This window comes from Deltaproteobacteria bacterium (assembly GCA_016235345.1).
GTDB lineage: Bacteria > Desulfobacterota > Desulfobacteria > Desulfobacterales > Desulfatibacillaceae > JACRLG01.
In genome coordinates, this window is the sequence record JACRLG010000013.1 from 144,029 (window position 1) to 155,866 (window position 11,838).

Consider the following 11,838-nt stretch of genomic DNA (forward strand, 5'->3'; position numbering starts at 1 on the left):
AGGCGTCGATTAGCAGGCAGCCCGCTTCCGGCCTTTTTCCGTCTGGTTGCAAATATGGGGCGCTTGGTGCATACTTGGTCCATCCGTGTTAATCCCGGTCCATTTTCCAAAAATCCCGAAAGCCTTTTTCGTCAACCGTGATTTAAGGGGGTAAGTCATGTCCGAAGCGGTAAATCTTGGGGGATTCCAACCGGATGTCGTCATTGTGGGCGGCGGGCTTTCCGGGCTCACGGCGGGCCTTGGGCTTGTCCAAAACGGGTTGAAGCCCCTGATCCTGGAGCGCGACGCCATACTGGGCGGCAGGGCCAGAAGCTGGATCGACCCCGTAACGGGCGACTCCGTAACCGTGGGGCCGCACATCTTTCTTTCCGAGTATCCCAACATGCGCAAATTCCTGGGAATGCTTGGAACGGATGACCGCATAGTGTGGCAGAAGGGCCGTTTCATAGACATAGTGGACGGCGAAAAAATCACCGAGATCAGGATGAGGCCCCTCCCCCCGCCAACCCATTACGTTCCGGCCATAATCGAAAACCCGAAGTTTTTCCCGTTTAAGGACATCCGCTCCAACCGCCTGACGGCCCTGATGTGCATGGGGCTTTCCGAAGAGGACGTCTTAACCCTGGACCGCATGGACGCCTTAACCGTCCTTCGCCGCCTTGGGGTCACCGAGGATTACATAAAAAATTTCTGGGCCTTCACGGGTCTCGCCATCATGAACGTACCCCTTTCGGAGTGCTCGGCAGGCTCCATCATGCGCTTTTTCAAGCTCATGATAAGCCACAAGCAATATGACGTGGGCTTCGGCGATTCGGGCCTTGGGGACATGTTCACCGAGCAGGCGAAGGCCCTGATCGAAAAAGGCGGGGGCCGGGTGCTCACGGGGGTTGAGGTGAGCCGCATCACCGGTGAAGGCGACAGGGCAACCGGAGTAAGACTTAAAGACGGAACCGAAATAGTTGCAGGGCACGTGCTGGCCGCCCTTCCGCCCACCCAGCTTGGGGCCATAGTGCCCGAAGCCTGGAAAAGGTTCAAAAAGCCCTTCAGCACCGCGCACAAGTTCGCGCCCTCGCCCTACATCTCCACCTACCTGTGGTTTGACCGCAAGCTCACAAGCCGCCAGTTCTGGGCCAGGAAGTATGACGAAAACGACCTGAACTGCGATTTCTACGATTATTCCAATATCTACAGAAACAGGAAAACCGACACCAGCCTCATCACCACCAACTGCATCTACTGCGCCCGTTTTTCCCACATGACAGACGCCCAGGTGGTGGAAAGAACGGTGAGGGAGCTTTCGGATTTCCTGCCCGAAGCCGCCAGCGCGAAGCTGGTCCACAGCCTCGTTGTGCGCATCCCCATGGCCATCCACTGCCCCGGCGTGGGGGTGGAGAGCCTTCGTCCGGCGGTCGACACCGACGTGTTAAACCTGAAGGTTGCCGGAGACTGGATTCAGACCAATGTTCCGGCATCCATGGAAAGCGCCTGCGGATCGGGCTGGCTGGCAGCCCAAGCCATACTGGCCGAGATGGGAAGGGACGCATCCTATTACGTGAAGCGTTCGCCCAGCCAGGGAATCGCCGCAATTGTGGAGCATCTCACCCCGCGCCTTCGCCCCATAGGGCTTGTACCGGATCCCAAAGATTACGTGGTCTGAAATCCTGTCTAAAAACGCGAACTGCTGTGTCGCGATTCAAAGCCAATTCCGCCACGTACCTTTGGTACGCTTGCTCATTGGCTTCTCGCGCTCCTTGCATTTCATCGTTTTTATCCAGGATTTGCATATAGCCATTTTTACAGTTGGTAACGATAAGCTATCATTAAGGATAAACTGCTATTCTTTACTCTCCGGGGGGAAGATGAAAACAACGTATATCGGAAGGGTGGCGGCCCTGGCCATGGTCCTGATGCTGGCGCTTTCGGGTTTCGCGGTGCCCGTTTCACGGGCCGCAGAAAAAAAGCCCCTGCACGTTTTCAAGATGGCCACCATCGCCCCCAAGGGCACGGGCTGGGCCAGGCAGTACGAGGAAATAATGCTCCCGGAAATCAACAGGGCCACCAACGGCGAGGTGGCCTTCAAGTGCTTCTGGGGCGGGGTGATGGGCGATGACGAGGACATCGTCAAAAAGATGCGCTTAGGCCAGATCGACACCGCAGCAGTCTCCGGCCAGGGTGTGGGGGCCATCTGCCCCGCCATGACGGTGCTTACGCTTCCCTTCCTCTTCAACAACTACGGGGAGGTGGATTACATAAGGGAGAAGATGTTCGCGTCCTTCGACCTTCTCACCAACGCCCAGGGCTTCAAGCTGATTTTCTGGATTGACCAGGACTTTGACCAGCTTTACTCCACCAAATACGATTTTTCGAGCCCGGATCATTTCAGGCAGGCCAAGTTCCTCACCTGGTACGGCCCGGTGGAGGAAAAATGCCTGGAAGCCCTTGGAGCCTCGCCCATCCCGGTGAACGTGCCGGAGGCGGCCTCGTCGGTCCGGCAGGGGGTGGTGGACGCCCTGATCTGCCCGGCCTTCGGCATAATCGGGTTTCAGATGCAGAGCCAGATCAAGTTCATGAACCCGATAAAGATCCGCTACTCCCCGGCCCTGGCGGTGTTTTCCGCCAAGAGTTGGACCAGGATGCCCGAAAAATACAGGGCCCCCATGGACGTGGACCGGGACAGGCTGGTCAACAGGTTTCTTGCGGCAACGAGGAAGGACAACGAAAAGGCCCTGACGGCCCTGGTGCGCTACGGAGTGAGAAAGACCCAGGTGGACGCAAAAACCATGGACGCCATGCGGAAAAAAACCAGGCCTGCGTGGGACGCCCTTGCGGGGAAAATTTACACCCGGCAGACCCTGGATGAAATTTTGCGCCATCTGGCGGAGTATCGCAAAAAACACCAAGGGGCGTGAAAGCCCGTCTAAAAACGCGAACTGCTGTGTCAGAGCAAAGCGGGCGGGTCGTCATGTACGACAAGTACTATTCCTTCCCGCCCGCTTCACTCAACCTTCGCATTTCATCGCCAATATTCAGACTGGCATCCAGGCTTCGGATTCGGCCTTTTTCAAGATGATGGCAAAAAGCAATACGCGGCGGCCATGACGTGGCTGGAATCAGGTTGCGGGGTGGTCGCCCCTGAGATAGGCCGCGTTCACCACGTCCTTGTCGTAGGAGCGGAAGATCAGGCGTTCCCGGTAAAGGCGGTCCCGTGGTATGGGCGGCGTTGGGCTTAAAAGCCTGGATGCGTCGTTTTTGGGGGGGATGGCCGAAAGCCCCCTGCCGAAGCGCTTTCCGGTTTCGGAATCGAGGATTACGGCGTCCTTGCCGTCCGACGATACCGCAAGCCTAGCCGGAGTTTCGGATATTATCCGGGCTGCGGCCAGGGCCATACGCTCCCAGGAATCTATGCTCCCCGCCGCCGTCTTCACGGTCATGAAGGGCCTGCCCTCCACGAAAACGAGAAGGTCCACCGCCGAGCGATAGATCACGCCCTCACCTATTTCAAAGGACAGGGGGAAATCCACTCGTATGTCGCTTTTTTCGTAACCGAGCTCATCCACCAGAAAGCGTTCCACCGCCTGGCGGTTTTGTTCGCACCCGGAATCGGGCACGGTCTTTCCCGTCACGTAGTCCAAAAGGCTTTTGGGGTGAGCAGGGGAGGTCATCACCGGTTCCTTTCCTCTTTCCAGAATCGGTCGTCATCTTCGGTTTCATCATCTTCAATGGGGGCGGAGGCGTCTTCATCCTCGCCGAAATCGTCTTCCCCGTCGTCTTCGGCGTTCGCCGTCTGAACGTGGATACGTGGGGCCTCGGCCCAGAGGCCCTCAAGATCGAAGCGCAACCTCTGCGCCTCGAAAAACACGTGGATCACCACGTCTCCGTAATCCAGCAGAATCCACTGGTTTTCCGGCCTGCCCTCCACGCCTATGGGCTTGATTTTTTTTGCGGCCAGGAAGTTCTCCGCAGCGTCGGCGATGGCGTCCGCCTGGCGGGTGGAGCGAGCCGAGGCCACTATGAACCAGTCCGCAACGCTGGAAATCCCCCGCAGATCAAGGGCCATGACGTTTTTGGCTTTGCGGAGGCCCATGGCCTCCAGGAACGGGGCTATGCCCGTTTCGTCCAGGGCAATTTTCTTCTGAGCCCTTTTGATGTTGCTCACAGGTAAAGACCTTTTTCTTGAATGTAGTGAAACACGGCGTCGGTGACCAGAAAACGTATGCTGCGCCTCCCGGCCACGGCCCGGCGTATGGCTGAAGACGAGATGGCAAGGCTGGTGCAAGCAAAATACTCGATTCCCAGGCTTTTGTCACCAGCCTTTTCCAGGATCGGGGCAAGGCGGGCGGAAATATACGCCTCCATCGCCCTTCGGCCCGGTTCCGCAAAGCCCGGACGGTTCATCACCACGAACCGTGCAAGGGGAAAAAGGCTCTCGTATTCCTTCCATGTGTGGATTTCCAGAAAGGCGTCCAGCCCCACCAGGAAAAAGCGCTCCCAGTTGGGATATTTGTCCCGGAAAAAGGAAAGCGTTTCAATGGTATAGGACGGAACCGGGCGACTGGTCTCCACGTCCGAGGCCACGAAGCCGGGCGTGTTTTCCACGGCAAGCGCCGTCATGGCGAAGCGGTCGGCGCTTGCGGCAATACCTCCGGTGGCCTTGTGGGGAGCCCGGAAGGAAGGCACGAAATGGACCGTTTCCAGCCCGAACGCCTCCTGCGCCTCCAGAGCGGCCCTTAAATGCCCCAGGTGGATGGGGTCGAAGGTCCCGCCGAATATGCCCAGCCTTTTGCGCGGCATTGTTGAAAAAACCTCACCCGGCTGCCATAAAAGGTCCGGCCGCTTTTTTCACTACCCGTAATTCAATAGAACCCGCCACTCAACCATACATATATAAATAAACCTGCAAACAATACAGGCGCTGCACTATATCCAACAGCCGCCAAGATAAGCAAAGTGCGAAGGGACAGGCCAAAAACTTGCTGATTTTTCCTACGCTTAACAGCGGCATATAAGAAGATAAGACAAGTGATGGCATTGAAATCCAACGCAAAACCTATAAAAAAAGGCCTTGATATGCTAAGCGCATCGCGGAACTCAATAATAGCGATGAAACTGGTAAGGCCACTAAAAAAGAAAATTATTAAGAGCACCAGGGTCGCTAGGGTTTTGCGCAGAATGATAAGGTTCATGAAGGGCGATCTCTCCATTGCATTAACCGTCAGGACCTCACCTGCCCACTCCCCATCACCACGAATTTTTTCGCCGTCAGCTCGTCAACACCCATTGGGCCGAAGGCGTGGAGCTTGGAGGTGGAGATTCCGATCTCCGCCCCAAGGCCAAGCTGGCCGCCGTCGTTGAAACGGGTGGAGGCGTTCACCGCCACCATGCTTGCGTCGGCCTCCCGCACGAAACGCTTGGCGCGTTCAAGGCTTGTGGTCACTATGGCCTCTGAATGCTGGGAGCCGTAACGGGCGATGTGGTCAAGGGCCTCGTCCATGTTCGCCACCACCTTCACGGCCAGGATCAGGTCAAGGAACTCGAAGCCGTAATCGGTCTCAGCGGCCGCCTTGGCCCAGGGAAGAACGGCGCAGGTCTTGGGGCAGCCCCTTATTTCCACGCCAGCGCCTTTGAGGCTTTTTCCCGCCAGGGCCAGGAATTGTTCCGCCTCATCCTTGTGGACCAGAAGGGTTTCCAGGGCATTGCACACCCCCGGCCTCTGGACCTTGGCGTTCATCACGATTTTTTCGGCCATGGCGAGGTCGCAGCCAGAGTCAACGTAAACGTGGCACACGCCCTTGTAGTGCTTCAAAACCGGAATCCGCGAATGCTCGCAGACAAAGCGTATAAGGCCCTCGCCGCCTCTGGGAATCACGAGGTCGATCTCTTCCTCGCAGGCAAGCAGAATCTTCACCGCCTCCCGGTCGGTGACCGGCACCACCTGAACGCAGTTTTCGGGCAGGCCGTTTTCCGAAAGGGCTTCGCGGATTATGTCGCCAAGTATGCGGTTGGAGCGTATGGCCTCCGAGCCGCCCCGGAGTATCACGGCGTTTCCGGCCTTCAGACACAGGCCCGCCGAATCCACGGTGACGTTGGGGCGGGACTCGTAGATCATGCACACCACACCCAAGGGAATGCGCATCCGGGCCACTTCCAGGCCGTTGGGGCGCACCACGGTTTCGGTGAGGCTTCCTATGGGATCGGCTAGGGCCGCGACCTCGGAAAGGCCCTGGATCATCCCGGCTATCACCTTGTCGGTTACCGTAAGGCGGTCGATCATGGCTGAGGAAAGCCCGCGCTCCCTTGCTTCCGCAACGTCTTTGGCGTTTTCGGCCTTGATCTTGTCAGCCTGGGCTTTTAATTTTTTGGCGATCGAGCCCAAAACCGCGTTCTTGACGGTTCCGGGGCAGGCGGCCATTTTTCGGGAGGCTTCCCGCGCGGCCTTGGCCATTTTTTCGATGGAGTCACGCATTGGTCGAATCCTTGTCAGCTTCTTTTGCTTCGTCGATCAGAACCAGGTTGTCCCGGTGGACCACCTCGTCATGCTGGCGTCCGCCCAGAATTTCTTCGATCATTGACGAGGGCTTTCCCATGATGCGCAGGATGTCCGCCGATGAAAAGCTGGAAAGCCCCTTGGCGATGATTTTCCCGTTCCGGGCCTTGACCGCCACGGGCGAGCCTTCGGAAAAAACGCCCGAAACCTCTTTCACTCCCACCGGAAGCAGGCTTTTCTTGCCCGTCACCAGGGCTTTTTCCGCGCCTTCGTCCACAACCAGAACCCCCTTGGGCCGGGCGGCCCAGGCGAGCCAGCACTGGCGGCGGGCCATGCGTTTTTCCGAAGGGGGGAAAAAGGTGCCGCAATTTTCCCCGGAAAGCACGCTAAGTAGCGTTCCCGGCTTTTTGCCGTTGGTGATTGCAACCGGAATGCCCGCGTCCGTGGCCTTTTTGGCAGCAGCCACCTTGCTGGCCATTCCGCCCGTGCCCACGGCGCTTCCCGAACCGGCGCAGACTATATCCCGGCCCTTTTTCCCGGTGCAGGAAAGCTCCGGCACAAGCCGGGCCGAAGGGTCCGTGCGGGGGTCTGAAGTGTAGAGGCCGTCAATGTCGGTAAGAATCACCAGGGCGTCGGCGTCCAGAAGGTGCGCCATCATGGCGGAGAGGTTGTCGTTGTCGCCGAATTTCAGCTCTTCGGTGGCTACGGTGTCGTTTTCGTTGATGATGGGGGTCACCTTCCAGGCAAGAAGCGTGGAAAGGGTGTTTCTGGCGTTCAGATAGCTGACCCGGCGCGAGAGGTCGTAACCCGCAAGAAGCACCTGGGCCACGATTTTTCCGTGCTCCTCGAAGGCCTTTTCGTACTTGCGGATTAAAGCCCCCTGGCCCACTGCGGCCACGGCCTGCTTTTCGCGCATCACGGCGGGCTTTTTGGCTATGCCCATGCGGCGCATTCCCGCAGCCACTGCCCCGGAGGACACCAGGATGACCTCCCGGCCCTGGTCCCACAGCGAGGATATCTGGCGGCTAAGCTCGGCGATGGCGGCAAGGTCCAGGCCGTCTTCGGCGGTGAGCACGGCGCTCCCCACCTTCACCACCACCCGGCGGGCCGCCGGAAGGGCCCCGCGTCCGCCCCTGGTTTCGATATCCCTGCCTTGCATAGAAGTATTCGGATATGCGGTTCGATGTTTGTGCGAGAAGGTGCGGTTCTGCTTTCCAACCTTTTGAAATACGCCTGATTTGGTCCCGACAGCCTAATATCGCCTGTCGGAATTTTCCTCTTCCAGCGCCGCCTCTTTTGCCTTTTTGTCCAGGGCCGCCACCTTCCGGGCCAGAAGGAGCATGAAATCATGGGTTCCCACCCGCCCCATGGCCGAGAGGAAGATCACGTCACGGTCAAAGGCGTTCACAAAGGCGCGGAAACCGTCGGCTGCCTCCGGGATGTCGCTCTTGTTGAGCACCACGATTTCGGGCTTTTCGCATAGAAGGGGATTATAGGCCAAAAGCTCGTTTCTTACAACAGAGTATGGGGCCAAGGGATCTTCAGGGGAAAGGGCCGCAGCGTCGATCACGTGGACCAGGAGCCTCGTGCGCTCCACGTGGCGCAAAAAGCGGTCTCCAAGGCCCAGGCCCTGGTGCGCGCCTTCTATGAGACCGGGGATGTCCGCCACCACGAAGGGCTCTCCGTAGGGGCTTTCCACGACTCCGAGGTTCGGCGTAAGGGTGGTGAAGGGGTAGTTGGCGATGGCGGGTTTGGCCCCGGAAATGGCGGCTATGAGGCTGGATTTTCCAGCGTTGGGAAGGCCGATGAGGCCCACGTCGGCCAAAAGCTTCAGTTCCAGGACGAGGCTTTTTTCCTCGCCCGGCTCTCCGGGCTGGGCGAAACGCGGGGTCCGGTGGGTGGCCGTGGCGAAGTGCTTGTTGCCCTTGCCCCCCCTGCCGCCAAAGACCGCTATAAAGCTCTGGCCGGGTTCGGTGAGGTCTGCAAGGACCTCGCCGGTTTCGGCATCTTTGATAAGCGTGCCTGGAGGCACTTCCAGGATAAGATCGTCCCCGCCGTGGCCGGTCTTCTGGACGCCCGCGCCGTTAAGCCCGTTTTCGGCCTCAAAACGGACCTTGTGGCGGAAATGGGCCAGGGTGCGGTGGTCGCGGGTGACGGCAAAAATCACGTCGCCGCCCTTGCCGCCGTCGCCGCCGTCAGGGCCGCCTCTGGGGATGAACTTCTCCCGCCGGAAACTCACGCTTCCGGCCCCGCCGTGTCCGGCCCGAACGGAAAGCCTTGCCTCGTCTATGAATCGCACAGGAAAAGCTTACCTTACAGGGATGTGATTATGGTCGCCGGAAGAGCGGACAAACACCGAAACCGGGGGACAGGCGAAAAAGCCTGTTTTCCCCGGTTGTGGACGCCAATCAGCCAGCGGATTTCCGCTTCTTAAGACGCGGCGACTGCTTCCGCCGCAACATCGGAAGCGGCTTCTGCGTAAACGCTCACCTTCTTGCGGGTGCGGTCGTAGCGCTCAAAGGTCACCCGTCCGTCAATGAGGGCGAACAGGGTGTAATCCTTGCCCATGCCCACGTTGTTGCCCGGATGAATCTTCGTGCCCACCTGGCGGATGAGAATGTTGCCCGCCCGGACCTTTTCGCCGCCGTAACGCTTTACGCCCCTGCGCTGCCCTGCCGAATCGCGGCCATTGCGGGAACTGGAGCCTGCCTTTTTGTGCGCCATGATAAGATTCCTCCAAAACCTCGGCCAAAAGCGCGGCGTGTCGCAACCCTTTCAGTCCCTGCAAAAGGCCGAAAGATTATTGACAGAAGCCGCAACCGGGCTTTTTTTATGGAAAAAATTTCAGCTTTGAGCGGTTTTGACGGGATGGCGGAGGTTCAGAGAACCCGCTTCATCCCGCAAACTGCATCAGGCTTCGACCTGCACGGCTTCCGCGCCCTCTGGCACAACCGGGGCCGCCGACAGGCCGGTATCGATCTTTTGGATCCTCACCGAGGTGAAGGGCTGGCGATGGCCGTTAAGGCGGCGATAGCGCTTACGGCGCTTGGTCTTGAAAACCAGGACCTTCTTGGCCTTGTCCTGCTCAACGATTCCAGCCGTCACCAGGGCGTTTTCCACGTAGGGACGCCCGATGGTGAGGTTTTCGCCGTCGGAAACCAGTAGGACCTTGTCGAAGCTGACGCTCTGGCCCTTGTCCCCGACAAGTTTCTCCACGCGAAGGGTTTCGCCTTCGGTGACGCGGTATTGTTTTCCGCCGGTAGCAATGATGGCGTACATGCCTTCCTCCCCTTAAAACTTTGATGAGCGCCGGTCGCCCGGTCGCCGAAAACCGTTCTTCTTAGCTTTGATATGCGATTATTGTCAACCCAATTTTGACAAACCCGGAAAAAGACTCCGTGCCAAGGTTTAATCCACAACATGTTGTAGGCAATGCCCCGTATGAACACGCCAACACGGCGAATTATAAACCTTGCCCGGCTTTCTGCGGGCAGGCCGGCTTTTGAGGGCCTCTCCTGCAGGCCCGAATTTACCCGAACCCTGCAAAAAAAATCACTTGATGAGTCCGGCTGCGGCCTTCCAGTCAATCCTTTTAATGATGTCGTCGCAGACCTCCGACACCGCCTCAATGGCCACCAGCACGGTCTGAATTTTCATGTAGTGGTTGGCGCGCCATTTGGGATCGGGATAGACCTCTATATTTTCCGGGCTTTCACGAACGCTGAACGGCCCCACGAAGATAAAGGTGTAGGCGGTGGGGGACTGCTCGCCGGGCTTGTCGGCGGAAATCCTGCGCACGGCGGCCTTGGCGTGGGGCGGAGCGGCAATGCTGTTAAAGCCGATGTTGTCGAAGCCGCCTGAATTGACGGTGATTGTGATTCGGGCGTTGTTCCGCCTGTTTTCGGCTTCTATATCCTGATAACGCTCTCCGCCCTCGGAGTTTTGGGCCACGTTCTGCATTTCGGCCTGGATGCGCTCCATTTCGGCCTGATTCCCGCTCGCCATGGCCTCGTTCATTTTGGCCATCAGGGCGTTTATCCGGCCCGTCATGTCCCCGAAGGTGTCCATGTCCCGATTCATTTGCCCCATGTCAACAGGCTGCTTTTTCTCGAAAAGGCATTCAACGGAAAAGGACCAGGGGTATTTGTCCTGGGATGCGGACATTTCCTTAAGGGGCGTAATGTCGGTAGGCCGCTTTTCCCAGCCCTTGGGCATGGCGGGCAAAAGGGCCATCATTGCCTTGTTGTACTTTGTAAAGTGAGCCTTTTCTGCGGCGGTGGCCGGGCGCGGAGGGCCTTCGCCGTCAGCCAGGGCCGCAGCCGAAAAAACCATGACGGCGAGAAGAGCCGCCAAGCATGATGATATCTTTTTCACTGAAAACATTTGGCAGTCCGTTCAAGTTGAGGTCATGGCAAGATTGGCGCTCTTGGTTGAGCGCATTTCATTAACCGACTGCCCCCCGCATTTCAAGCCACATCGGAAAGCGCTGACAGGGGATTATGTCGGAAGCCCGTGGGCATCTCCGTCCATTACGGCCCAGAGGTAAAATTCGGGCGATGTTTTGACCCCCACGCCCAGGGCTCCGTCGCGCAGATAAAGCGCCCATGCGTAGGTTTCGTCGTACTTGCTTGTGGTGGATGACCAATGGAAGTCCCGAACCTCCGAAAACGGATGCCCGGCAGGAATGGCCGGGGAGTGCCGATCCAGGTCCACCAGGGTTTCAAGCTCGGATATTCCCGGAATCCGCCAGTTGCGGAAACCGAATCTTTCCTCCCGGTTCATCCTTTCCACTTCTTTGAATGCCGATTCCCAGTCGAGCGGACCATTGGCGCAGTCGGCGCTTTTTGTCCAGACAAGTCCGGTTGCGCGGTCCGTCACTGTTTGGCCGAGAACGGAAAACCTCGCAGCCAGGGGTGTTGCGCCGCGCCATTTTTCGCGCGAAATTTTGTATCCCGCCGCCCCCCGCACCGGCCAGACCATGTAGGAGACGTCCTTCATTCCCTTGAACACGCGGGCTCCGCCGAAGTGCACGTACCAAGCCTGTTCCGGCAACCTCGCGCAGGTGGTGGAGGTCCAGTAATAGGTGTTTTCCACGTTTACGAACGGGTGACCCGGGGGCAGGCAGGGATTGATTAACTGGTGGCTTACGAGACTGAAAAGCTCCCGTCGGTTGGGGAGCTTCCAGTCGTCGAAGCCGAGAAAAAGAGAGCGGTTAAGCTCCCCGATAAAATCGAAGGCTTCTTTCCAGGCAAGTGGAAACTCGCTGATGGAAGCATCCCGCGCCCAGACAAGACCGGTTTGATTGTCCTTAACCGCGCCGTCTTGAAGGACGAATCTTTGCATTTTTCCCCGGC

Annotated in this window: 13 protein-coding genes; 2 read left to right on the top strand and 11 right to left on the bottom strand. The window is 58.1% G+C overall.

The window, feature by feature from the left end; genetic code table 11:
* Window positions 1–157 precede the first annotated feature (157 nt).
* Window positions 158–1,657 (top strand): FAD-dependent oxidoreductase, encoded by a 1,500-nt coding sequence (locus tag HZB23_06760; protein MBI5844351.1) that lies wholly within the window; start codon window positions 158–160, stop codon window positions 1,655–1,657.
* 202 nt (window positions 1,658–1,859) lie between these two features.
* Complete coding sequence (gene dctP, locus HZB23_06765; protein MBI5844352.1) at window positions 1,860–2,909, top strand: TRAP transporter substrate-binding protein DctP; 1,050 nt, start codon at window positions 1,860–1,862, stop codon at window positions 2,907–2,909.
* Window positions 2,910–3,110: 201 nt separating this feature from the next.
* On the opposite strand, the gene HZB23_06770 is transcribed toward dctP, so the two are convergent.
* The 11 genes from HZB23_06770 to HZB23_06820 all read right to left on the bottom strand — a co-directional run bounded on the left by HZB23_06770 (window position 3,111) and on the right by HZB23_06820 (window position 11,827).
* Window positions 3,111–3,662 carry a type I restriction enzyme HsdR N-terminal domain-containing protein gene (locus HZB23_06770; GenBank protein MBI5844353.1) on the bottom strand — a complete coding sequence of 184 codons (552 nt, stop codon included), beginning with the start codon at window positions 3,660–3,662 and terminating at the stop codon, window positions 3,111–3,113.
* Window positions 3,662–4,084 (bottom strand): ribosome silencing factor, encoded by a 423-nt coding sequence (gene rsfS, locus HZB23_06775; GenBank protein ID MBI5844354.1) that lies wholly within the window; start codon window positions 4,082–4,084, stop codon window positions 3,662–3,664. Before rsfS ends, HZB23_06770 begins: the two co-directional genes overlap by 1 nt.
* A gap of 68 nt (window positions 4,085–4,152) precedes the next feature.
* Entirely contained in the window at window positions 4,153–4,791 is a 639-nt protein-coding gene (locus HZB23_06780; protein MBI5844355.1) for a nicotinate-nucleotide adenylyltransferase, read from the bottom strand.
* 62 nt (window positions 4,792–4,853) lie between these two features.
* Window positions 4,854–5,183, bottom strand: a complete 330-nt coding sequence (locus tag HZB23_06785; protein MBI5844356.1) for a hypothetical protein — start codon at window positions 5,181–5,183, stop codon at window positions 4,854–4,856.
* Window positions 5,184–5,212: 29 nt separating this feature from the next.
* Window positions 5,213–6,463, bottom strand: a complete 1,251-nt coding sequence (locus tag HZB23_06790) for a glutamate-5-semialdehyde dehydrogenase (GenBank protein MBI5844357.1) — start codon at window positions 6,461–6,463, stop codon at window positions 5,213–5,215.
* A complete protein-coding gene (gene proB, locus HZB23_06795; protein ID MBI5844358.1) occupies window positions 6,456–7,643 on the bottom strand; it encodes a glutamate 5-kinase in 1,188 nt (395 codons plus the stop codon). Before proB ends, HZB23_06790 begins: the two co-directional genes overlap by 8 nt.
* 93 nt (window positions 7,644–7,736) lie before the next feature.
* Window positions 7,737–8,783 carry a GTPase ObgE gene (gene obgE / locus HZB23_06800; protein ID MBI5844359.1) on the bottom strand — a complete coding sequence of 349 codons (1,047 nt, stop codon included), beginning with the start codon at window positions 8,781–8,783 and terminating at the stop codon, window positions 7,737–7,739.
* Between the two features lie 131 nt (window positions 8,784–8,914).
* Entirely contained in the window at window positions 8,915–9,208 is a 294-nt protein-coding gene (gene rpmA / locus HZB23_06805) for a 50S ribosomal protein L27 (GenBank protein MBI5844360.1), read from the bottom strand.
* A 186-nt stretch (window positions 9,209–9,394) separates the two neighbouring features.
* Window positions 9,395–9,763 (bottom strand): 50S ribosomal protein L21, encoded by a 369-nt coding sequence (gene rplU, locus HZB23_06810; GenBank protein MBI5844361.1) that lies wholly within the window; start codon window positions 9,761–9,763, stop codon window positions 9,395–9,397.
* A 273-nt stretch (window positions 9,764–10,036) separates the two neighbouring features.
* Complete coding sequence (locus HZB23_06815; protein MBI5844362.1) at window positions 10,037–10,837, bottom strand: hypothetical protein; 801 nt, start codon at window positions 10,835–10,837, stop codon at window positions 10,037–10,039.
* Between the two features lie 144 nt (window positions 10,838–10,981).
* The gene (locus HZB23_06820; protein MBI5844363.1) at window positions 10,982–11,827 is read right to left on the bottom strand and encodes a DUF1566 domain-containing protein; all 846 of its coding nucleotides are present in this window, start codon (window positions 11,825–11,827) and stop codon (window positions 10,982–10,984) included.
* Window positions 11,828–11,838 lie beyond the last annotated feature (11 nt).

Coding starts and splice junctions, on each gene's coding strand:
- rsfS (MBI5844354.1), bottom strand. CDS start 4,084: ATGGGCCTCCGCAAAGCCAAAAACGTCATGGCCCTTGATCTGCGGGGG.
- HZB23_06785 (MBI5844356.1), bottom strand. CDS start 5,183: ATGAACCTTATCATTCTGCGCAAAACCCTAGCGACCCTGGTGCTCTTA.
- rplU (MBI5844361.1), bottom strand. CDS start 9,763: ATGTACGCCATCATTGCTACCGGCGGAAAACAATACCGCGTCACCGAA.
- HZB23_06790 (MBI5844357.1), bottom strand. CDS start 6,463: ATGCGTGACTCCATCGAAAAAATGGCCAAGGCCGCGCGGGAAGCCTCC.
- rpmA (MBI5844360.1), bottom strand. CDS start 9,208: ATGGCGCACAAAAAGGCAGGCTCCAGTTCCCGCAATGGCCGCGATTCG.
- HZB23_06760 (MBI5844351.1), top strand. CDS start 158: ATGTCCGAAGCGGTAAATCTTGGGGGATTCCAACCGGATGTCGTCATT.
- dctP (MBI5844352.1), top strand. CDS start 1,860: ATGAAAACAACGTATATCGGAAGGGTGGCGGCCCTGGCCATGGTCCTG.
- HZB23_06770 (MBI5844353.1), bottom strand. CDS start 3,662: ATGACCTCCCCTGCTCACCCCAAAAGCCTTTTGGACTACGTGACGGGA.
- proB (MBI5844358.1), bottom strand. CDS start 7,643: ATGCAAGGCAGGGATATCGAAACCAGGGGCGGACGCGGGGCCCTTCCG.
- HZB23_06780 (MBI5844355.1), bottom strand. CDS start 4,791: ATGCCGCGCAAAAGGCTGGGCATATTCGGCGGGACCTTCGACCCCATC.
- HZB23_06820 (MBI5844363.1), bottom strand. CDS start 11,827: ATGCAAAGATTCGTCCTTCAAGACGGCGCGGTTAAGGACAATCAAACC.